This is a genomic window from Parasphingorhabdus sp., assembly GCF_039939955.1.
GTDB lineage: Bacteria > Pseudomonadota > Alphaproteobacteria > Sphingomonadales > Sphingomonadaceae > Parasphingorhabdus.
Map to the genome: position 1 here is coordinate 340,446 of NZ_JBDVHS010000005.1, position 22,821 is coordinate 363,266.

A 22,821-nucleotide genomic window follows, 5' to 3' on the forward strand; every position below is an offset into this window, starting at 1 on the left:
GCAAATTAGAAATGCAATTTGGTGACATGACCCATTTTGCGGCCCGGCCGGCTTGCGCCCTTGCCATAGAGGTGGAGATGGTTGGCATCGTCGGATAGCAGGCGCTGCCAGTCATCCGCTTGCGCCCCGATCAGGTTGTGCATCTCGACTTTTGTTGCGGCCAGACCGGTATCGCCCAGCGGCAGTCCGCAGATCGCGCGGATGTGATTTTCAAACTGGCTGGTGATGGCGCCTTCGATGGTCCAGTGGCCACTATTGTGGACCCGCGGGGCCATTTCATTGAACACCGGGCCATCGTCGGTGGCGAAAAATTCGCAAGTGAGCACGCCGACATAGTTCATGGCATCGGCCATTTTCGCGGCAAGCGCGCGGGCGTCGTCCTGTTGCGCCAATATTGCGTTGGGGGCAGGCGCCGTCGAGACCGCCAATATGCCGTCTTCATGCACATTATGCGGCGTGTCCCAGAAGCGGATCTCGCCATCCTGCGCACGCACCAATATCACCGAAAACTCATAGTCAAAGGTCACGAAACCCTCGGCAACGCAGGGTTGATGGGCCACGGCGTCCCAATGCTGGTCGAGGTCGTCATCCGCTTTGATCCGAGACTGGCCCTTGCCATCATAGCCCATGCGGATGGTTTTCAAGATCGCCGGCGCGCCGATGTCGGCCATCGCCTTGTCCAGCGCCGCGCGATCAGTCACTTCGGCAAAGGGTGCCGTAGTGCCACCATGGTCGCGAGCGAAATTTTTCTCTGCGATCCGGTTTTGGGCGACGTCCAATGCCGCAATGGGCGGATGCAGCGGCGCGCAGCTTTCAATCTGGTGCAGCGGGTCAACCGGCACATTTTCAAATTCGAAAGTGACCACATCGCAGGCCTCGGCGAAGCGGGTCAGTGCTTTGATGTCGTCATCTTGCGCGCAAGTGAAATCGGCGGAAACTTCGGCGGCCACACTGTTGGCATCTGGCGCATAAATATGGCAGCGATAGCCTAATTGTGCCGCCGCGACGCTTAGCATCCGGCCAAGTTGACCGCCGCCCAATATACCAATGGTTGATCCAGGAGGAAGCATGTGCACGATGTCTGTTTATACGGGCTTGTCGGCGACGGCAGCGGTCTGAGCCGCACGCCATGCGTCCAGACGTTCGGCCAGGGCCGCGTCTGAATTGGCAAGAATAGCTGCAGCCAATAGTGCTGCATTTTTAGCACCTGCTTCGCCAATAGCCAAAGTACCGACCGGTATGCCGGCCGGCATTTGCGCGATGGAAAGAATGCTGTCGACGCCGCTTAAGGTTTTCGACTGAATGGGTACGCCAAGCACCGGGATGCGTGTCATTGATGCGGCCATGCCGGGAAGATGTGCCGCGCCACCCGCGCCCGCGATAACCACCTTCAATCCGCGTTCGGCCGCTGACGTTGCATAGTCATAAAGCCGGCCAGGTGTCCGGTGCGCCGAGACAATCTTGTCTTCATGCGCCACATTCAACTGATCCAGGATGTCGCTCGCAAGCTTCATTGTCGACCAGTCGGACTGGCTGCCCATGATGATTCCAACAGAAGGAGGTGCTTCGACCATTTTTGACCCTGACAAATGCTTCGGAAGCAATGTGGTTTAGTCGGGAAATGGCGCGGACGCAATGACACAAGTGAGAGGTAAGCCATTTTATAGCGATTATAGGGGGTAATGCCGCCAGTCTGATGCTGAAATGACAGTAGCAATAGTTACTTTGGGCATTTTTCAAATAAAAAAGTTGTATTTTCAAATAGATAAAAATATACGCCCTGCCGGGATGAAGAATGACTAACAATATAAAACAACATCGCGCAAGCAATGACCAGCATTGTCGTAGGTGCAATATATTGCAGCGCGAAATAGATTCGCTGAGAGAGCAGCTCGCTGAAATGGAGCGGCACGCCTATCATGATGTGCTGACCGGATTGTCCAATCGTCGTCTGTTCGTGGAACGGCTGGAAAACCGGATAGCGCGATGCCAGCGATATGGTGACAATTGTGCGCTGCTATTTCTCGACGTCGACAATTTGAAAGCGGTAAACGACGAACGTGGTCATGCCGCCGGCGATGCCTTGTTGATGCATTTGAGCAAATTGCTGAAAACACATATGCGAAAATCCGATGTGGTTGCGCGCATTGGTGGCGATGAATTTGGCTTGCTAGTCGACAATCTGGATTGCGATCAGGTGGTAGAAAAAATCGCTTTTCTGATGAAGCGATTCAGTGGAGCCAACTGCGTTCATGAAGGCAAGCGCTTACCCTTTAGCGTTTCCATAGGCTATTGCTTTGTCGGACCGAAAGACAGTGTCGAAGTCCTGATGTCGCGTGCGGATGCTGTGATGTATCTCGCGAAGGATAAATCCAAATAGTCGCTCGGGCCTACCGCTCCGACAGATAATAGCGCTCGATCTCGTTTAGATCGTCGTCCAGTTCATAGATAATCGGCTGGCCGGTGGGGATTTCCAGACTGGTTATTTCATTATCGGCAATTTTGGAAAGATGTTTGACCAGTGCGCGCAGGCTGTTGCCATGCGCGGAGATCAGCACTTTTTTGCCATTTTGCAACTCGGGTGCGATCCGGCTTTTCCAATAGGGTAATACCCGTGCAATCGTGTCTTTCAGGCTTTCGGTAGCCGGAACTTCAATGCCTTTATAGCGGGGGTCGCTGGACATTTGATATTCGCTGTCCGCTGCCATTGGTGGTGGTGGCGTGTCAAAGCTGCGGCGCCAGATATGGACTTGCTCATCGCCGTGTTTATCGCGGGTTTCCTGCTTGTTGAGGCCGGTCAATCCGCCATAATGACGTTCGTTGAGGCGATAGCTTTTCTCTACCGGCAGCCACAGGCGGCCCATTTCTTCGAGCGCAAGATTGAGCGTCGCGATGGCCCGGGTCTGCAGGCTGGTGAAGCACATATTCGGATCAATGCCGCGTTCTTTCATCAACTGCCCGGCAGCCTTGGCTTCCTCAATACCTTTTTCGGTGACATTGACGTCCCACCAGCCGGTAAAGCGGTTCTCAAGATTCCATTGCGACTGTCCGTGGCGCAGCAAGATAAGTTGGGGCATTGATTGTCCTTAATGCTTGTGTTTTCTTTTCCCCTAGCGGTGATGACGAAGGTCGCCAAGGGGATTTCAAACGAACACACGGACCATCGTATAATATGCACCCAGTGAACCCACCAGAAAAAGGGCCGGTTGGGCGAGCCATTTTTGGCGGTCGAGCGGCAGTCGTCCGAGGATCCAATAGCCACCCAATATTGCTGCCACAAATAGCAGCTGCCCCAATTCCAGTCCGAGATTGAACAAGAGCAAAGCCCAGATTTCCTGTCCTGTGGGCAGGCCTATATCCGCAAGCGCGCCCGCGAAACCCAGCCCATGGAGCAGTCCGAAGCCGATCGCGATCACCCAGGGGTGACGGATTGTGAGACTGGTTTTCCCGGCTTGCTTACGCACCGCTTCGATGGCGAGGAAGAATATGCTGAGCGCTATCAGCAGTTCCACCGGCCCGCTGGGCAGGCGGACGAGGCCCGTGGCGGTAATGGCCAGCGTCACACTATGGCCGGCGGTGAAGGCGGTAATGACCCATAGCAGCTGGCGTAACGGCGTGATCAGCAGCAGGCCGAGCACGAACAGCAAATGGTCCCAGCCGAACAGCATATGTTCCGCGCCAATCTGCAAATAGGCTCCGGCCGGAGAATCATTGACTTCGGTGTCCAGAGACAAAGCCGCGCTGGCCGGGCGCAAAAGCCGCGTTTGTTCGCGACCATCGGCAAATTTTAAACGGACAAATACGTCAGTGAGCGTCTGCTCGAGCCCTTCTATCCGGATTTTTCCGCGATCCAAGCGGCAAGTGGCCTGCCAGCTTTCAAGGATAGCCGTGCCAACATAATCTAGCTGTGTTTGTTCCGGCACAGCGCATTGGGCAGGCAGGACGGGACGCATTTTGAGCTTGCGGCCCGACAATACCGGCTGTTTCCAGATGACCGCGACATTGCCATCGGCCTGCTCGGTCAATTCGAGCGCAGCGGGCCGGATTTCATGGGCATCTGCTGGACTGGCCAAAAAAAGTGCGCATAGCCAGATCGATAGACACCAAAGGATCATGCGACCGCCGGGCGTCCGGTCTGGTAACGGTTTCGCGGCTGATGGAGCGGAGAGAGGCGTCATTCCTTATTCTCGACGACCACTTCATAATTGTCGATCAGCTCCAGCAACGCGGTCCGTTTCGCGCTGCTCCGCTGCTCTTCTTGCCAAGCGGCCAGCACTTCGGCGCGGATCGGTTCGAACTGGGCCTGTGCAGCGCTGTCGACGGCTTTGATCTGGACGAGATGCAGGCCAAAGGCGGATCCTATGGGTTCGCTCCACATATCCGCATCAAGTTTGAATATGGCAGCGGAAAATTCCGGTCCGAACAGTCGGGTGACTTCGCGTTCCGGAACGGCGGCATAGCTGCGTTTCTGGATGAACGGATCACCGGTTGATTTCCAATCTGCACCCGATTGCAGCGATGTGCGTGCGGCCTCTGCCGCCGCGTCTATACCGTCTCCGTGTTTTTCCGGGCTGAAATAAACATGGTTGAAGCTGCGCATTTCCGGGGCGGAAAAACGGTCGCGATGATCGTTGAACCAGCTTTCCAGCTCCGCGTCGGTCGGATCATCTGCCCGGGTTTCGTTGCCGACCAGAAAGTCCATCTTCTGGGCGAGCCGTCGCCGGATGATTGTGTCGCGGTCGCCGAGCCCCAATCGCTCCGCTTCCCGAACCAGCGCCTCTTCCTGCACATATTGTTCGATGATTTGCTGGCGGTCTTCTCCGGTCGGAAGCCGGCCCGCGGTGCCGGCCCAGATATTTTCGAGCCGCTCGATCTCGGCTACACTGACCACAATGGTCCTGCCCAGTTCGCCTTGCCAGGCGTTCCAGAAATGGTTGATGGCAATCAGCGCCAGCCCAATCAGGACAAAATGCGTGATTGGTTCACGGAAGATTTTCAAGAGGCGTTCCAGTCAGATTAGGCGGTTGGTACATACCAGATGGGTGAAGACCAGGCGCGTTCCTGGATCGTTGTCTGCAAGGCAGGATTTGGCTCAGCGCCCGCCCGCAAGGCATCCCATGTCGACCAGCGGCAAACCGGATTTTCTAGCACGCGCACATAATAAGATGCGCGTTGGTCTGCCTGATGCTCTGGATCGCGCCAGAAGGTTTTGAGCTCCGGTGCGCCTTTGTCGGTGGAAATCGAACAATCGCTCAGGTCCACCATCGCGCCATTGTCGGGGCATCGGAAATTGCCATCCGGCGTTCCACCATCGCTACAGGCGACATCAAAGACTTTTTCTTTGGCTTCTCCGCCATCGGTCCACACTTTGATGACCTGCACCCGTTGCAGCGGCGCGCTCATCGCGTCGCGCATGGCCCAGATGATAAAGCCGGGCGCTTGGTTGCCGACAAGGTCGCCGCCCATGGATACGCCATCCTTATAGGCTTTGCTGACCATTTCGGGATCATCGAGCATTTTCTCGTCAAAACCAAAGCCGCCGAAGAAGCGCAATTTGATGCGGGTTCCGGTGGTGGCGTAGGTTTCCTTGCGCCGCATCGCGTCAAAAATGGCTTCGCGACTATTTTCTTCGGCCCAGACCGCGGCGTAACCGGATGCGGCCCAACGCGAGAACCAGTTGTCGGCATTCGGGTCAGGGGTCACACCTTCCCAGCTTTTCTTGCCGCCCGGCGGAATGGAACCCCGGGATTCCGGTGTGCCGTCAAGAACACCGACTTTGGACCAGAAATTCTTTTCATCAAATGAACCGCCGACCACATGGCTGTCGGTTGATCCAATGAAGCCGAAATGAAACGGATCGGCGCCGATTTCTTGCGCCAGTTTCAGGCCATTGGCCAGCGCCTGCCGGACATAGTCGCCGGTGGCGGTTTTGGATACGACGGCTGTACTGAGCAGCTTGTCATAGATTTCAAAATCGGCCCATTCGTCATTGGGTGATAGAGAAGGGTGGGTTTCGGATGTGCCCTTGACCTGGGTGATTTCAACAATCGGTTCGTTGCGTATCCGCTGTTCGGCATAGGCTTTGGTCAATGGTTGCCCGTTATAGGTCTCCATCTTGAACATTTCACCGTCGGAGACATTGCTGTTATGCGGGATCGACATCACATCATTTCCCGCTTCGCGCTGATCGTCCATCCAGGACCACAGGTCTTCCGGATTGGTTGAATCGACCGTCGCGAACGGCATGTCGGGCGCAGATCCTCTGAATATCACGTTGCGGTGCAGATTGCCGCCAGCAAAGCCGCCTTCTTTGCCGTGGGTAATCCGCACGGCAGTATATTCATAGCCGGCAAAAGTGGTGAATTTTCCGGGATTGTTGTGTTTTTCGGCTGAATCGACAATTTGTTTCCAGACATTGCCGACGATGGCGGGGTCATAGACGCCATCCATTTTGCGGCCGTCCCGGATTGCGCCGCCGATCAGCTGGAATGCCGCGGTGATTTTTTCGGGGTCGGTGCTGAACATATCCTTTGCCATGTCCAGCTTGGACAGCGCAGTATCGGGCGTATTCATGGCCTCGAGATGACCAAGATAGGCGGCATGATCGGTGACCGCCATGAAATCAAGCGGTGGGCCTTCCAGCTTCAGGTCATAGCCCAAAGGGTGTTTGACGGTGCCGCCCATGCCGAATTTATAAGCATCATCGGGCGTGGTCCGTACATTGAAGATATAGGCATCAAAGCTATTCTTTGTATGGATGTGCAGATCGCCAAAATAGACATTGCGATCGGGATTTGCTTCTTCGCCGACGGTTTCTCCGGGTGCCAGCGCGATTTCTGAAGCGCTGGTTCCGCTCGTTTCGGCTGAACAGCCACTGATCAATGCGCTCAGCGCGACCGCTGCGAGTAGTTTATGTGTCATTTTAGCATCTCTCCCCAGGCATAGCCGCCAATTTCTGCGTTTTTCATCAATTGACAAATGTATCATATTTGCAACGACCGGCGCAGAATCGGCGTGTCTTTGCCGCTCTTCGCTTGATTTAATGACGCAATTAAACGACTGAGGCAAGCATAGCTGTTGGAAAAATACGTCTTCCCCCAAGGATAAAGACACTGCCAGCAGCTGAGTTTAACGGGAGAATAGTTATGAAAACCATCAATAAATTACTCATGGCGGCTATGTGTACCACTGCCATGACGACACCAGCTTTTGCGCAGGATGCTGTGCAGGAAGCGGAAACTTCCGACGATAATGTCATCATCGTGACGGCCACCCGCCGTGCCGAAGACGTTCAAGACATTCCTATTGCTGTGACCGCGGTTAGCCCGGTTCAACTTGAGCAGCAGGGCGTTGTGAACGTACAGAATATCGGCAGCGTTTCACCAAGCTTCTCAACCTCCAACGCGCAAACAGCGTCTGGCACGGTTGTTCTTCGTATTCGTGGTGTTGGTACCACGTCCAACAACATCGGTTTTGAATCCGCAGTTGGTATTTTCGTTGATGGTGCTTACCAATCACGTCCTGGCGTAGCGCTTGGCGAATTTGTTGACGTAGAACGCGTCGAAGTTCTTCGCGGCCCGCAAGGCACGTTGTTTGGACGGAACACCTCGGCTGGTGCTTTGAACATCACGAACAAACGTCCGGATCTGAATGAATTCGGTGGTTTCGTAAACGCGACCTATGGCAATTTTGATCATATGAGCATCCAAGGTGCGATCAACGCTCCCCTGATCGAAGACACGTTGGCGCTTCGCGTAACCGGCGCTTATCGGAAACGTGATGGCTATGTGAACACGGTTGACAGTACCGGAGCGAGCAACGGTGAATCCAACAATACGGACCAATATCTTGTTCGTGGCCAGTTGGGCTTTGAAACCGAAAGCGGCATCAGCGGTCGTCTGATTGCAGACTATTCTAAAAGTACGGCGAGCTGTTGTGCGGCTGTTGAAGTGTTGCGGTCTCCGGTTGAATCAGCGGGCTTCTTCGCTGCGGTGGGCCTTGGCGCCCGCGGCGGTATGGCTGCTCCGGTCGTAGCGGTAAACCCGTTCGACACGACAACCATGCAGGAAGCGGTTGATAATCGTCTTGCGACACAGAGCTTTCAATCGGCCAACAGCAATGATCAATGGGGTATTACCGGAGAGGTGGAAATTCCATTGGGCGACAGTGCTGACCTGATCTACATCGGTTCCTATCGCGAATTCAGTGCTGGTGAATCCTATGACTCGGACTTCTCGGGCCTGGATATTTTCAACGTTCTGCCAGGCGGCGGCACGTCCATTGATACCATGACCCACGAATTGCGTGTGCAGGGTGATGCACTTGATGGTGCTCTTGATTGGCTTGTCGGTGGATATTATTCGGATGAAGATATCAATCAGACCGTTAATTTTGGCCTCGGTCAGGATTATGACGGGCTTGTCGGTGCGTTGTTCGGTGGTGCGGCTGGTCCGGCTCCGCTGGCGCTATTCTCTGGTGGCGTTGATGCGGCGACGGTTCGGGCAACCAATGCCTATACTCAAAGCAGCAAAAGCTGGTCGATCTTCACCCATAATACGCTGGAAGTTACCGACGGTCTAAAGTTCACCGTTGGTCTGCGTTATTCGGATGAAAGCAAAGATGGCGGGTTCACGCAGCCTTCTGTCACCAATGCGCTATGCCCTGCTATCATAAGCAACCTTTTGGGCGCGCCGGCTGCTGGTGCTCCTCCGGCTCCGCTGCTGTCAGACGGCTCTGCTTTGGCTACCGGCCTTTTCGGCACTGGCTGTTTCGCGTTCACGGCTCCGGCTGATTTGCCTCAGGCGGCATTTCTTCCGCTCCCGCGTACCTTTAACAGCAACTTCAGCGATGAAGAGCTGATTTACACCGGTAAGGTTAGCTATGAATTCGCTTCCCCGATCACGGTATATGCCAGCTTCACGCACGGCTATAAATCAGGTGGTTTCAATCTGGACTCAACAGCAGCCACTGGCGGTGCGGATCCACGCTTCCTTTCGGAAGAAGTTGATGCCTATGAAGTCGGCTTCAAGGGCAAGTTCCTTGATAATGCGGTCACATTGAACGTCGCTGGTTTCCATGAAGAGTTCACCAACTTCCAGGTGCTCGAATTCACGGGCGCTCAGTTCACCACGTTCAACGTGCCATTGGCAAAATCGACGGGTGTTGAAATTGAAACGGTCATTCGTCCGAGTGACAATTTTACCATCAATGGCGGCTTGACCTACACCAATGCGCGCTATCCGGAAAATTGTGCTGGTACGCAGACATCGGCCAACGTTTTGAGCCTGTGCGGCAATTCGCTGACCAACGCTCCGAAATGGGTCGGTATCATGGGCGCAACCTATGATCGCGACATCGGCACGAACATGAAGTTCTTTGTGAACACGCAACTTCGGATGGAAAGTGATCGGCGTACATCTACACAGGCTATCGTTGTACCGAACGCTGCAGCTATTACAGCTGCAGGTAGCGTACAGGCTGCTGTTGATGTGGCTGCGTTGAACCCGTTTGATGTTCAGGATGGTAATATCAAGATCAACATGCGGGCCGGTATCGCCGATATAGACGATACATGGGGTGTTGAAGCTTGGGTTACCAACCTGACCAACGAGATTACACGGGGTGTTACGTTCAACACCGTGTTGCGTTCCGGTTCACGGTCGGCATTTGTGCAAGAACCGCGCATGTATGGCCTGACCCTTCGCGGCAAGTTCTAGACACGAATTTAATCGGGTGGCATTTCGCCGCCTAGTGAATAGGGGCCGGTTTTCCGGCCCCTTTTTATTGCGTGGCCGATGCATTGATGCAAAAGACTCATGCTATGAAAAATTTTATATTCCAGACCGTCCCGGTGCTTCACTTCGGTGAAGGCTGCCTTGCTGAACTTCCCGGCCAGATCGCGGCGCTGCGCGCATCCAAACCGATGATCGTAACTGACAAAGGCATCGTCAATGCCGGCTTGATCGTTCCGGTGGAAAAGACCCTGTCCGAAGCGGGCTTTGATGTCGTGATCTTTGACTCGGTCGTGGCCGACCCGCCAGAGGCGATTGTCCGGCAAGCGATGGCGGCGGCTCGAGATGCCGACGTCGATATTGTCATCGGACTGGGCGGCGGCAGCTCGCTGGATACGGCCAAAGTCGTGGCCGCTCTCGCGGTTGATGGCGCGCAGGCGCTCGAAGATGTTTATGGCATTGGCGTGCTGGAGAAAAAGGGCCTGCCGACCATCCTGATCCCGACCACGGCCGGCACCGGATCGGAAGTGACCGCGATTTCCATTCTAACCACCGGCGAAACCACCAAGGCAGGAATTATCTCGCCGCATTTGGTTGCCGATGTGGCCTTGCTTGATCCCGCCCTGACCGTAGGGCTCCCCGCCGATGTGACTGCGGCAACCGCTATTGACGCGATGGTCCATGCGGTTGAATCCTACACCAGCCGCAATGGCAAAAATCCGGTTTCCGATATGTTTGCTATCGAGGCTTTGAAATTGCTGACGGCCAATATCGAAACCGCCTGTTTCGACGGTGGGAATATGCAGGCCCGCGAAGCGATGTTGCGCGGATCAATGCTGGCGGGGCAGGCTTTTGCCAATGCACCGGTCGGAGCGATCCATGCACTCGCCTATCCGCTCGGCGGCATTTATCATATCCCGCACGGCCTCTCCAACGCCTTGGTCATGCCTTATGTGATGCAGTTTAATCTGGAGGCTGCCGCGCCGCTCTATGCCGAGCTGGCCGATGCTTTGGATATTCCCAAAGGCAGTGAAAATAGCGATGAAGCCCGGGCTCAGCAATTGATCGACTTTCTGGAAGCGCTGGCGGTCAAGGTTAAGGCGCCACGCAAGTTGCGGGATATCGGTATCGCGCAAGACGCGACCACAGAGCTTGCCGAGGCGGCGATGTTGCAGACACGTCTGCTCGACAATAATCCCCGAGCCGTGTCGCTGGCAGATGCCCAGAGAATCTATGATGCCGCCTGGTAAAAGTTCACGAAGCGCGCCACCGGTGCGCAGCGATTATCGCGCCGGTTCTGCGATTACGACGCGCTGGAATGACAATGACCCTTATGGGCATGTCAATAATGCTATCTACTATCTGTGGTTTGATACGGCGGTGAACCGTTATCTGATAGAGCAGGATGTTCTTGATATTACCGGCGGCGACACAATCGGTCTGGTGGTCAACACCAGCTGCGACTATTTCGCGCCAATTGCCTTTCCCGATGACGTGATGGCGCGCATCCGCGTCGACCGGCTCGGCAACAGCAGCGTCACCTATGGCGTCGGCCTGTTTCGCGGGGACGAGGATATCGCCTCTGCTGCAGGCAGTTTCACCCATGTCTATGTCGATCGCGATACGCGCCGACCAGTTTCTCTCCCCGCCCCCTTGCGCTCAGCGCTGGAGGCGATAGAGGTTTAATCAATCGATTAAGTCTTTGGGAGAGAGAAATGCTACGTCCTTTTGAAACGGATGAGCGCCGCCAGTTCCGTGAGACCTGCCGCCGTTTTATCGAAACGGAATTGCAGCCTTTTGCCAATGAGTGGGACGAAGCGGGCGAAATCCCCTGGTCGCTGCACGAAAAAGTCGGTGCGCTGGGTGTCTGGGGCTTCGGTATTGATGAAAAATATGGCGGTCTGGGCGTCGATGATATTTTTATGCGCGCGGCCTGGAGCGAGGAAGCCGCAAGGGCACATAATGGCGGGACGCTGGCGGCGCTGGGCGGCCGGTCGATCTCAATCGGGCCGATTCATAAATTGGCCTCGGAAGATATCAAAGACCGTATATTGAAAGATATCGTGCTGGGCAAAAAAGGGTCCAGCCTCGGCATTACCGAACCCGGCGGCGGATCGGATGTCGCCAATATGCAGACCACGGCAAAGCAGGACGGCAATCACTGGGTGATCAACGGGGCCAAGACTTTCATCACCGGCGGCATGACATCCGACCATTATGTTGTCGGCGCCCGCACCGGCGGCGAAGGCCTGCACGGTATTTCCCTGTTTCTGGTAGACGCCGATGCCGAGGGTTTTTCGCGTACCGCGCTCGACAAGAAAATGGGTTGGTGGGCGTCGGATCAGGCGTCGCTCTATTTTGATGATGTGCGGGTGCCGGCAGAAAATATGCTGGGTGAACAGGATCGCGGCTTCATCCAGATCATGCATAATTTCAACCACGAACGACTGGGCATGGTCGCGCAATGTCTTGGCATGATGCGGGTGCTGTTGGAGGAATCAATCAGCTATGCCCAGCAGCGCGAGACATTTGGCAAGCCGATGATCAAACATCAGGTTATCCGTCATAAAATCGCCGATATGTCGGCGCGCGTGGATCGTTTGGACGCATGGGTGAACCAGATTTGCTGGCTGGCCGATCAAGGCGAAATGCCGGTGGCGCAGCTCTGCAAGGCCAAGTTCAGCGCCACCAAGGATCTCGAATTTTGCGCCAGCGAAGCGATGCAGATTCTGGGCGGGGCCGGCTATTTGCGCGGCAATCCGGTCGAGCGTTTCTATCGCGAGGTCAAAGTCATGGCGATCGGCGGTGGATCGGAAGAAATCATGCGCGATCTCGCGGTTCGACAAATGGGTCTGTGATGGCTGGACAAGCACGAGCACGGGCCCGATAGCGCTATCATGTCTGGATCACCGCCTCTTTTCGAAAACAGCGCGCCTTTGCTTCCTGCGGGAGCGGTGCTGACCGGATTGCTGACCTTCTCGATGATGGATGTCGTGATGAAGAGCCTGGCAATGGATCTGGGCGCTTATAACGCCATCCTCTGGCGGGTGTTGGCCTCTCTTGCCATTGTTTCAGTGATCTTCTTTGCACGCCGTCCAAAAATGCCGGGGAAGGCGGCGCGCAAAGTGCATCTGCAGCGTGGTATCATCGTCGTGTTCATGTCCTATCTGTTCTTCTGGGGTCTGGCGCGGGTGCCGCTGGCGGAAGCCATTGCCTTGTCCTTTATCGCGCCGATTATCGCGCTCTATCTGGCGGCGGTTTTTCTCGGTGAGGCCATCCATCGCAAAGCTATCTATGCCTCGATACTCGGTTTTAGCGGGGTGCTGGTGATCGCCTGGGCGCGGGCCACCGGTGACTATGATGAAGACGTGCTTTTGGGCATTGGCGCGATCCTCGTGTCGGCGGTGCTCTATGGCGGCAATCTGGTGATTCAACGAACCCAGGCATTGCTTGCCGATCCGATCGAGATCAGCTTTTCACAAAATCTTATTGTCGGCGTGACGTTCTTGCTGCTGGCCCCGTTTTTTGCGGTCGTGCCGGATCAGGAGTTTTTCCCCTATATTGGCGCAGGCGCGATTCTGTCGATCACTTCGGCGGTGCTCATTGCCTGGGGCTATGCGCGGGCGGAAGCGAAGAATTTGATCAATCTCGAATATAGCGTCTTTGTCTGGGCGGTCATTTTCGGCTGGCTGTTCTTCAAAGAACCGATCACGCTGACGACAATCGTGGGTACGGTTTTGATCGTCATCGGCTGCATCGTGGCGACGCGCAAAGACAAGACGGTGGCGCATATCGAAAATACCGCAGTCTGACGGCGATGGCACTGCGGATCCGCAACCGGGAGGCGCGCTGGCTCTGGCTGCAATCACAGGGTCTGTCCGATACACCAACGGGTCCGCTGGATCTGCCAGAGATGATCCGGCGCCTCGGTTATGTGCAGCTGGATACGATCCAGAATGTCACTCGCGCCCATCATCATATCCTGTGGAGCCGGAACCAGAATTATCGCGAGCCGATGTTCGACCGGATGCTGGGCGAGGACAGGGTGGTTTTCGAGCATTTTACCCATGACGCCTCGGTCCTGCCGATGGAATTTTACCCGATGTGGCAGCGCCAGTTCCGGCGTCTGGGGCAGAAGGTCGCGGGCTATGCATCTTTTCAGAAAGCGGTGCGCGAAATTGGTGCCGAGGAGATCAAGGCACGCATCGCCGAAGAAGGCCCGCTGTCGACCCAGGCATTTGACACCAAGGTCAAAGGCAAAAAGCAAATGTGGGACCGTCCGCCGCATAAAAGGGTGATGGATCAGCTATGGTATGCGGGCGAACTGGCCACGTCTCACCGTCAGAATTTCAATAAATATTACGACCTCAGCGAGCGGGTTATCCCGGCGCATCATCGGGAAACAGTCCATGATGATGCGGATCAGATTGACTGGCTGTGCCGCAATGCGCTCGACCGGCTGGCCTTTGGCTCGCACGGTGAAATCCAGCGTTTCTGGGACGCGGTGGACGCAAAGGAAACGCGGGCCTGGGCGCAATCGGCGACCGATATGGTGGCGGTGGAGCTACAAAGCCACGACGGACAATGGCTGAAAGCGCTGGCGCCGCCGGATATCGAGAGGCGGTTGTCGCAAGCGCCGGCCCCGACCGCGCGGCTTCGCATCATCAACCCGTTCGACCCGGCCGTCCGCGACCGCAAGCGCCTGCTGACGCTGTTCGGTTTTCACTATCGCAACGAAATGTTCGTACCCGCCGCCCAGCGGCAATGGGGCTATTATGTCTATCCGATATTGGAACGCGACCGTTTCGTCGGCCGGATCGAAATCAAAGCCGATCGATCAGCCGAATGTCTGCGCGTCACCCAATTTTGGCCAGAACCAACGGTGCGGTGGTCGAACCCCCGGCAGGACAAGTGCGCGGCGGAATTGGCGCGCTTGGCGCGACTGATCGGGGTTCGCGATATCGTTTGGGAATGCAGCGGTGCGTGATGCCGATGCCCAGCCTATCTGACAATCCCGCGAAATTGCAGTTCGCCTGATGCACCGGGTGCGATCGGCGATGCCAAGACCCAGCGGATATGGGTGACGTCGGACGCTTGTGCCGGACGGCTTGTCGGAGCGGATTCTGATGCTGTTTCCGAGACACTCAGGTCGGACAATTTACCAAAACTCTTGCCGCCATCGACCGATACCAAAGCCCAGTCTTCTAACACTTCGGTCAAGGCGACGGCCGGATGGACGGGATTATTGACTACAAATCCTGTCACCGCACTTCCGCCGGTATTGCGATAGGCGTTGGTGAACAGCAATTTGTCGCCGGGAATGACCTTGATGGTTGCCGGGTCCAGAAGGGTTGTTGTGATTTCACCTGACGCCGATTCTTCGGTCCGTTCGACCTGAATCTTGCTGTCAATTTTTACATTGGCCCGCGGGTCGGTTGCAGCCGATTGAATGCTGGCCGACAGCGGTGCTGCATAGGCAGCCTGGGATGCTGACAAGCCCACCGTTAAAACACCGGTGGCGAGTGCCGCTTTAAACAAAATCATATGCATATCAGTCATATATAACGACCCTGTTGAACAATTGCTGAATAGGCGAACACGCCTTTCCTCATACTATAATGCCATGGTGATTAACACAAAATTGAAAATCATTCAAAAATGGGCACCTGCGATAGATTGTGCGGAATATCCCACAAAAAGAAACGCTTGCCGTAAAAGCAATCTTATTCGTTGGCATCGGGATTCATCAACCGCTAAAGAGTCAGCAATGGCTCGGACCGCATATCGTCGCTGCCTAGGCATGCTGGTTATTTTGCTGATGGGCTTGCCCTTCCGGCCGCTCCTTGCCCAGTCCGAAAATCCAGCCCAAGACCCGTCGGTTTCCGAGGCACCCGACCCCGGCCTATTCGATAGGCCGCTCGACCCGGATCAGCCGCTGACCGAAATTCCCGATTTTGGGGTCGCCTGGCCTGATCTGGAGGACGAGGCAGCAGCTGTTGCCGATGATCCCGAAGATGAAAATCCTCCGGCAACGGCACTGTTGGACGATGCCGAAGATGTTTTGGCCGAAGATCTGACGCTGAACGATTACCGGCCGACCGACGCCCTGGCGCAAACCGCTTATCGGGTCAGCTTCGAAGGCGTGCCCGACGCGATTGGCGAGGCGTTTAACAGCCGGTTCAAAATCCTGTCGGTATTGGAGCAATATCGCAGCGAAGATGCCAATTTCGCGCAGATAAGACGGCGTGCGCAAAGCGATACCGACCTTGTCGAACGGTTGCTACGGATCGAAGGCTATTATGACGCGGTCGTGCAGACGCGATTTGAGGCGGATGGTGCCGAGCAGGTTGCGGTGTTCATCAATATACAGGCCGGGCCGCAATATGAATTGGAGAATATCGCTCTGCCGGGCCTGGAAGCCGCAAGTGCTGATGACGCCGAGACATTCCGGGGTGGTTTCGGATTGCAGGCCGGCGCTGTTCTGAACAGCGACCGGATCATGGATGCGACGGACCGGCTTGATCAATTCATGGCGGAAAATGGCTATGCCTTTGCGCAGACCAGCCAACCGGAACTGGAAGTAGATCATGCCGAGCGGCTGGGCGATCTAACAGTGCAGGTCACGCCCGGCGGCAAATATGATTTCGGTTCGATCGACATGGGGCGGACGGACCTGTTTGATGCCGATCATGTCCAGATGATTGCGCGGTTCGATCCCGGTGATGTCTATCAGGCGTCGGATCTGGAAGATTTGCGACGGGCCTTGATCGCGACGGGGCTGGTTTCGACCATGTCTATCGATCCGGTGGTATCGGAAGATCCAGACGTGGTTGATATTGCGGTCAATGTCACGCCAGCCCCGCTGCGCACCATCGCCGGTGAATTGGGCTATGACACCGGCGAAGGGCCGCGTGCCGAGGTCAGTTGGGAGCATCGGAATTTCTTCCCGCCCGAGGGTCTGATCCGCCTGACTGGCGTGCTGGGGACGCAGGAACAATCGGGCAGCATCGCCTATCGTCGTAACAATTACCGGCGGCGGGACAATGTGCTGAACGGCCGTACGGCGTTGAGCGTGGTCGACCGTCCCGCATTCAAGGCGCAGACATTTTCGGTCGCCGCGAATCTGGAGCGTCAGAGCAACCTCATCTATCAGAAACGCTGGAACTGGTCGGTCGGGGTCGAGCTGCTTGCGTCCCGCGAAACAGATATTACCGGGCCGACTGGCACAACCGGCCGGGAAACGTTTTTTATCGGTTCGCTGCCCGGGTCGGTAACCTATGACACCAGTGATGATTTGCTGGACCCCAGCCACGGTGTTCGTCTGACGGCTCGTGTTGCACCGGAAGCATCCTTGCAGAACGGTAGTTTTTTCTATGTACGGGGTCAGCTGGATGGCAGCGCCTATTTCCCGATTTCGGATGAAATCATACTGGCCGGTCGTTCGCGTCTGGGTACGATCATCGGGGCTGGCAATAACCGGATCGCGCCGTCGCGCCGGCTCTATTCCGGTGGAGGCGGCTCGGTGCGGGGCTATGGTTATCAGAGCATCGGGCCGCGCGATGTCAACAATGATCCGGTGGGCGGACGTTCCTTGGTTGAATTTTCTCTCGAAGCCCGAGTCCGGACCGGGCTTTTCGATGGAAACCTTGGGATCGTGCCCTTTGTCGACGCAGGCAATGTCTACACCAGCAGCAGTCCCGATGTTTCCGGCCTGCGCTTTGGTGCCGGCCTCGGCGTGCGCTATTATAGCGATTTCGGTCCCATCCGGATCGATGTTGGCACACCCATTAACCCGCAGCCGGGTGACTCCCGCATCGCCGTCAATGTCTCGCTCGGGCAGGCCTTCTAAATGGCTGAAAGCACCGAAAAATATCCCTATAAATTGATGACATGGCGCTGGCCATTGCGCAGCCTGTTGGGGCTGGTGGCGGTGGTCATTCTGGGTCTGGTGGGCACGGCCTTTTGGTTGGATAGCGATTCCGGCCATCGCTATATCATCGATCAGGTCGAGGCACTGGAGCCGGAAAGCGGCTTGCGCATTCGTATCCAGGATATCGACGGGTCCATCTATGGCAAAGCAGACATAAAGGCGCTCGAGCTTCACGATCCCAATGGTGTGTTTTTTACCGCCGATACGGTCGCGGTCGTCTGGAAACCGCTGGCGTGGATATTTGGCGAACTTAACATTGCGGATGCGGTGATCACCAAAGCGCGGCTCGATCGGTTGCCCGCGCTGGCGGATAGCGGAGAAGATCAGCCTTTGTTGCCCGGCTTCGATGTATATGTCGGGGCTTTTCGCGCCGAGAATTTGGCGCTCGGCGCTGCTATTGCGGGCACGGAGCAATTTGCCGATCTAACCGGCTCGGCCGATATCAGGGCAGGCCGGGCAATGGTGTATCTGGATGCCGCAACAACGCGTAGCGGTGACAAAATGCTGCTTGCCTTGAACGCGGAACCTGATCGACAGAAGCTGGAAATCGATGCCGAGATCGTTGCGCCAATGGGCGGCGTATTGGCCAATGCGCTTGGGATGAAGCGTGATCTTAATATCAGCCTGAAGGGGGATGGCAGTTGGCAAAAATGGAACGGTGAGCTGAATGCGCTCAGTGGCGATGACGCTCTGGCGCAGGTCGCTCTGGAGGCGAAAGAGGGGCTGTTTGTCTATGATGGCAAGCTGACACCGTCGCTCTTCCCTGCGGGGATTGCGCAGAAAATCGCATCGCCTGATCTAGCGATACGGGGCAATGCGAGGCTGGATGATCGTCTGGCCACTGTGGATTTGGAGGCGCGTTCCGCCGCTTTGTCTTTCACCGCGAAGGGCGGAATTGATCTGGCGCGCAATCGTCTGGATGCGATGCGTCTGGAGACCCGACTGATCAATCCGTCTGCCTTGGTGGCCAATATGAAGGCGCAGGATTTTGAACTGAAAGCTCTGCTGAACGGGAAGATTTCCGAGCTACGTTATCAATATCTGCTGACCGCGCCGCAGCTGGCCGTGGGCAAGACTCTGTTGACCAATGTGCGTGGTCAAGGCGAGGGCCAGCGCGATGCCGGTGGTTGGAATATTCCGCTGGAACTTTCCGCCGGTTCGCTGATCGGCAAGGGGCCGTTTCTGCAACAGTTGCTCTCCGGTTTTACCGCGACAGGGCTTTTTCGCTTTGAAAATGATCTGTTATTTGCCGAGCGCGCGCGCATCGCGACCAATAGCGCACAGGGAGTTCTGGATTTTGAGTTGCGTCCGTCGACCGGGGACTATGCTGCAAAAATTGCCGCCAACGCACCCGAATTTGCGGTCGAGGGTGTCGGGGTTGCCGATATTATTGCTGATATTGAAGTAGGGCCTCGCGCTTCCGGGATCGCGCTGGATGGTCAGGTCAATGCCAAGCTCCGGCGGTTCGACATTGGTTTCTTGCGGGAGCTGGCCGGTGGCTTGCCGAGTTTGCAATCCAATATCGCCTTGGCATCGGACGGGCGTTTGCGTTTTTCCAACCTCAATATCACCGCACCAAAACTATCATTCAAAGGATCGGGTCGTCAGACCGGCGCGCGGACTTTTGCGTTTGAGGGCGCGGGCACCCAGGATAGCTACGGGCGCTTTGATCTCAAGCTCGACGGGCCGCTGCGCCAGCCGCAAATCGCATTGCTATTCGACAATCCATTGCCTGCTGCCGGTCTGTCGGCGGTCAGCTTGCAGGTTGACCCGGCTGCCGCCGGTTTTTCCTATATCGCATCCGGGGGGTCGACCTTGGGGCCGTTCAGCAGCGCGGGTATGATTGTGACCCGAGCGGGACAGGAGACTGTCGTCCGTGTCGATCGGATATTGCTGTCCGACACGATGGCCAAAGGAATGGTCACCCCGACCGCACGCGGGCTTTCCGGAACACTTGCTGTTAGTGGCGGCGGTGTGAATGGCGATGTGCTGTTCCGCCCGGGTGACGGTCGGCAGTTGATCCGCGCCGATCTTAAGGCTGAAAATGCCCGCTTCGATGGGCAGCCACCGATTTTCATCCGCTCGGCCGTCGTTGATGCCGATATCATCCTCGTCGATGGCCAGTCCGATATTGACGCGACGATCCGGGCGCAGGGGATTAGTCGCGGCGAATTGATCATTGGCCGGATTGCCGCCAATGCCAAACTGACCAACGGCAGCGGCAAGGCCGTTTTTACCATGTCCGGCACGCGCGGCAGCACGTTCGAATTTCAGGCAAAAGCCGATATCACGCGCGACCGCTATCAGATCACTGGAAACGGTCAGTTTGAAGGGCGCAGACTGCGCTTGACGAGGGCGCTCGATCTTCGGCGGGTCAGCGACGGCTGGGCGGCTTCCCCGACCACGATCAGCTATGGCAGCGGGACCGCCCGTATGTCTGGCCGATGGGGTAGCGGCAATTCCGCGCTTGATCTGGTGCTGACGAAAATGCCCTTGTCGTTGATCGATATTGCTTATCCAGACCTTGGGCTGGGCGGCAATGTCAATGGGACGGTCAAACTTACCCAATCGGGTTCGCAGGTGCCGGTGGGTGAAGCCAAGCTGACGGTAAAAGGGTTGATGCGCTCTGGCTTGATCTTGACCTCCGATCCGGTTGACCTGGGTCTGAATATTGTCATGTCCCGGCGCAACGCAGCGGCGAGGGGAATCATCAAATCCCCGACAGGAAAAACTATCGGTCGGTTCCAAGGACGGGTTACCGGGCTGGATAGCGGTCACTGGCAGGATGAACTGATGCAAAGACCCCTGTTCGCGCAGGCGCGGTTCAATGGTGGGGCGGAGAGCCTGTGGCGGCTGACGGGTGTCGAGACTTTCGATCTGACCGGACCGGTCGCGGCCAGCGCTGATATTGGTGGCAGTCTCGCCAATCCGGAAATTCAGGGACAGGTACGCACCAGCAACGCCCGACTGGAAAGCCCGCTGACCGGCACGGTGATTTCCAATATCAAGACGGTCGGCCAGTTTGACGGGTCGCGTCTGGTTATGCCGAACCTGTCGGGGATTACGGTTGATGGCGGAAAATTAAGCGGTAGCGGCAGTTTCAATTTCGCGGTCGCCCCCGGTGAGGGGATTGGCATTGTGATGGATATCAATGCGGAACAAGCGGCGTTGATCGCCCGCGATGATTTTGCTGCAACCGTCACCGGGCCGATCAAGATCCGCAGTTCCGCGGAAGGTGGTCTGATTTCCGGTGATGTGACCCTGAACCGCAGCTTCTTCCGCTTTGGTCAAGCCAGCGCCACCGCCAGTCTGCCCGATATTAAAACCCGCGAGATTAACCGGCGGGCGGACGAGCGACCGGTGCAGACCCGCAGCCGGCCTTGGCGCTTTGCCCTGTCGGCGGACGTCCCCAATCGCTTGCGGGTTGAGGGTCTGGGGCTGGACAGCGAATGGGGGGCGAATCTGAATATCTCGGGTCCGGTCGATAATTTCGCGATGACCGGAACCGCCAATCTGATCCGCGGCAATTATACATTTGCCGGTCGTCGCTTCCGGTTGGAGCGGGGCCGGATCCGCTTTGTCGGCAACCAACCGGTCAATCCGATATTGGATATCGAGGCAGAAGCCAATCTGACCGGTCTGAACGCCACGATTGATGTCACCGGTACGGGCAATAAGCCCGAAATCGCCTTTTCCAGCATCCCGGCGCTGCCCGAGGATGAATTGCTGTCGCGTATATTATTCGGTGCGTCGATTGCCGATCTGTCAGCACCGGAAGCTGTTCAATTGGCCGCTGCCGTGGCTTCGCTTAATAGTGGTGGCGGGCTGGATCCGATCAACCAGCTGCGCAAGGCAGTGGGGCTCGACCGTTTGCGTATTTTGCCGTCCGATACGGATGCAGGTTCCGGAACCTCTATCGCCGCAGGCAAATATATCACCCGCCGCGCCTATGTGGAATTAATCACCGACGGCAAGGGCTATAGCGCGACCCAGTTGGAATTTCAGATCACCCGCTGGCTGTCGATCCTGTCGAGTATCTCGACCCTGGGCCGGCAGAGTGCCAACGTAAGGGTCAGTCGGGACTATTGATTGGGACGGTAACTAGCCTTAGCGCGGCTAAGCCATGAGAGGCGGTGTAGTCGGCAGTAGATTAGGCGGCACGCCGGCTCCGGCCAATATCGTGCGCATCCCGCCCCACAAGGCATTGGCGACGGCATTCCAGGCCTGTTCGATGGTCAGGGCCGTCAACATCGCGATGGACCGGACCATATTTTCCGTATCCCGCTTCATGCCATCGATAAAAAAGGCGAATAGCTCGTCATCGTCGGCGAGGAAGCCATCTATCCTTTCCATGGCCAGATGTTCCGCCTGTTTTGACAACATCCGTCCTTGCCGTTCTGCGAAGCCTGAGATCAGGTCGTAGCCGTCGGTCAGTTCTCCGCTCAGGGCGCCCAGCATATTGTCCAATATTTCTGCTGCGTTCATCCTTGCTTCCTATCTCTTGAGTGCGTTTTCGACGGTCAGCGCTTGATCAATCTGAATGTCATAGCGATTGCGAAAGGCAACGACCGCACCGCTTTGCAGACCGCGCTCTCGATGCAGATCCCGCATGCGCCGGATATTGGCCAATATCTCGCCGATACTGGCGGGTGATGCGTTGAGACAGCCATTGGGGTTGGTCTCGGAGGCACAGAAATCGCGGATGATCTTCTTTTCCGCCAGACGGCTGGCCAGTGGCGGGACGTAGCGCGACTGGGCCCTTTGCCGAAGCGCACCGAATTTTCCGATCAGCACCGCATAGTCGCGGGCATGGCTGGGATATTCCTCGGCCGTCGAACCGCTTTCGACCTGTGCAAACAAGGTGAGCGCTTCGGTATTGGCATCGTTGAGGCCATCGAGCAGGGCCTGATCATAGTCCGGAACAAGCTGGATCGCGCAACCAGAGAAAAGGAACAGTGCGAAGAAAAGCGCCAGTTGCCGGTGCGCAAGATAAAGGGTCTGCATAAGCTATCTTCCTTCCAGATTGCAGCAAGTGTAGGCTTGTCAGTCTCCGAGCGCATAGGACGGATTCGCCAGAGGCTAAGCACGCAGACCGGACGCCGATAATTCCCATTGCAAAAAATGGGTTGTAAAGCTTCGGATATTCATTAATGAGACGTT

Annotated in this window: 18 protein-coding genes; 9 read left to right on the top strand and 9 right to left on the bottom strand. The window is 56.3% G+C overall.

Annotation, left to right across the window (positions count from 1 at the left end):
* Positions 1–5: 5 nt before the first annotated feature.
* Both ABJG22_RS06880 and purE read right to left on the bottom strand, forming a co-directional pair.
* A complete protein-coding gene (locus tag ABJG22_RS06880) occupies positions 6–1,070 on the bottom strand; it encodes a 5-(carboxyamino)imidazole ribonucleotide synthase (RefSeq protein WP_348019512.1) in 1,065 nt (354 codons plus the stop codon).
* A 15-nt stretch (positions 1,071–1,085) separates the two neighbouring features.
* On the bottom strand, positions 1,086–1,574 hold the full coding sequence (purE, locus tag ABJG22_RS06885; RefSeq protein ID WP_348019513.1) for a 5-(carboxyamino)imidazole ribonucleotide mutase: 489 nt from the start codon (positions 1,572–1,574) through the stop codon (positions 1,086–1,088).
* Between the two features lie 284 nt (positions 1,575–1,858).
* Between purE and ABJG22_RS06890 the strand changes: the two genes are divergently transcribed.
* Entirely contained in the window at positions 1,859–2,380 is a 522-nt protein-coding gene (locus ABJG22_RS06890; RefSeq protein ID WP_348019514.1) for a GGDEF domain-containing protein, read from the top strand.
* 10 nt (positions 2,381–2,390) lie between these two features.
* On the opposite strand, the gene gpmA is transcribed toward ABJG22_RS06890, so the two are convergent.
* The 4 genes from gpmA to ABJG22_RS06910 all read right to left on the bottom strand — a co-directional run bounded on the left by gpmA (position 2,391) and on the right by ABJG22_RS06910 (position 6,921).
* The gene (gene gpmA / locus ABJG22_RS06895) at positions 2,391–3,077 is read right to left on the bottom strand and encodes a 2,3-diphosphoglycerate-dependent phosphoglycerate mutase (protein ID WP_348019515.1); all 687 of its coding nucleotides are present in this window, start codon (positions 3,075–3,077) and stop codon (positions 2,391–2,393) included.
* A gap of 66 nt (positions 3,078–3,143) precedes the next feature.
* Positions 3,144–4,073, bottom strand: coding sequence for a HupE/UreJ family protein (locus ABJG22_RS06900; protein WP_348019516.1), 930 nt, complete (start codon positions 4,071–4,073; stop codon positions 3,144–3,146).
* Between the two features lie 101 nt (positions 4,074–4,174).
* Positions 4,175–4,999, bottom strand: a complete 825-nt coding sequence (locus ABJG22_RS06905; RefSeq protein ID WP_348019517.1) for a peptidylprolyl isomerase — start codon at positions 4,997–4,999, stop codon at positions 4,175–4,177.
* Between the two features lie 17 nt (positions 5,000–5,016).
* Entirely contained in the window at positions 5,017–6,921 is a 1,905-nt protein-coding gene (locus tag ABJG22_RS06910) for a DUF3604 domain-containing protein (protein WP_348019518.1), read from the bottom strand.
* 224 nt (positions 6,922–7,145) lie between these two features.
* Between ABJG22_RS06910 and ABJG22_RS06915 the strand changes: the two genes are divergently transcribed.
* From ABJG22_RS06915 to ABJG22_RS06940, 6 genes are all read left to right on the top strand, one after another.
* Complete coding sequence (locus tag ABJG22_RS06915) at positions 7,146–9,716, top strand: TonB-dependent receptor (protein WP_348019519.1); 2,571 nt, start codon at positions 7,146–7,148, stop codon at positions 9,714–9,716.
* A 104-nt stretch (positions 9,717–9,820) separates the two neighbouring features.
* Positions 9,821–10,981, top strand: coding sequence for an iron-containing alcohol dehydrogenase (locus ABJG22_RS06920; RefSeq protein ID WP_348019520.1), 1,161 nt, complete (start codon positions 9,821–9,823; stop codon positions 10,979–10,981).
* Complete coding sequence (locus ABJG22_RS06925) at positions 10,965–11,417, top strand: thioesterase family protein (protein ID WP_348019521.1); 453 nt, start codon at positions 10,965–10,967, stop codon at positions 11,415–11,417. The genes ABJG22_RS06920 and ABJG22_RS06925 overlap by 17 nt, the downstream gene beginning before the upstream one ends.
* Positions 11,418–11,446: 29 nt before the next feature.
* A complete protein-coding gene (locus tag ABJG22_RS06930) occupies positions 11,447–12,589 on the top strand; it encodes an acyl-CoA dehydrogenase family protein (protein ID WP_348019522.1) in 1,143 nt (380 codons plus the stop codon).
* A 39-nt stretch (positions 12,590–12,628) separates the two neighbouring features.
* Complete coding sequence (locus ABJG22_RS06935; RefSeq protein ID WP_348019523.1) at positions 12,629–13,543, top strand: DMT family transporter; 915 nt, start codon at positions 12,629–12,631, stop codon at positions 13,541–13,543.
* Positions 13,544–13,548: 5 nt separating this feature from the next.
* Entirely contained in the window at positions 13,549–14,718 is a 1,170-nt protein-coding gene (locus ABJG22_RS06940; protein WP_348019524.1) for a crosslink repair DNA glycosylase YcaQ family protein, read from the top strand.
* Between the two features lie 14 nt (positions 14,719–14,732).
* On the opposite strand, the gene ABJG22_RS06945 is transcribed toward ABJG22_RS06940, so the two are convergent.
* Positions 14,733–15,275, bottom strand: a complete 543-nt coding sequence (locus ABJG22_RS06945; protein ID WP_348019525.1) for a hypothetical protein — start codon at positions 15,273–15,275, stop codon at positions 14,733–14,735.
* Positions 15,276–15,498: 223 nt separating this feature from the next.
* Between ABJG22_RS06945 and ABJG22_RS06950 the strand changes: the two genes are divergently transcribed.
* Both ABJG22_RS06950 and ABJG22_RS06955 read left to right on the top strand, forming a co-directional pair.
* Positions 15,499–17,580 carry a BamA/TamA family outer membrane protein gene (locus ABJG22_RS06950; RefSeq protein ID WP_348019526.1) on the top strand — a complete coding sequence of 694 codons (2,082 nt, stop codon included), beginning with the start codon at positions 15,499–15,501 and terminating at the stop codon, positions 17,578–17,580.
* Positions 17,581–21,750 (top strand): translocation/assembly module TamB domain-containing protein, encoded by a 4,170-nt coding sequence (locus ABJG22_RS06955; RefSeq protein ID WP_348019527.1) that lies wholly within the window; start codon positions 17,581–17,583, stop codon positions 21,748–21,750.
* 27 nt (positions 21,751–21,777) lie between these two features.
* Here the strand turns inward: ABJG22_RS06955 and ABJG22_RS06960 are convergent, their stop codons facing one another.
* The gene (locus ABJG22_RS06960) at positions 21,778–22,146 is read right to left on the bottom strand and encodes a hypothetical protein (protein ID WP_348019528.1); all 369 of its coding nucleotides are present in this window, start codon (positions 22,144–22,146) and stop codon (positions 21,778–21,780) included.
* A 9-nt stretch (positions 22,147–22,155) separates the two neighbouring features.
* Positions 22,156–22,665 carry a hypothetical protein gene (locus ABJG22_RS06965; protein ID WP_348019529.1) on the bottom strand — a complete coding sequence of 170 codons (510 nt, stop codon included), beginning with the start codon at positions 22,663–22,665 and terminating at the stop codon, positions 22,156–22,158.
* Between the last annotated feature and the right edge of the window lie 156 nt (positions 22,666–22,821).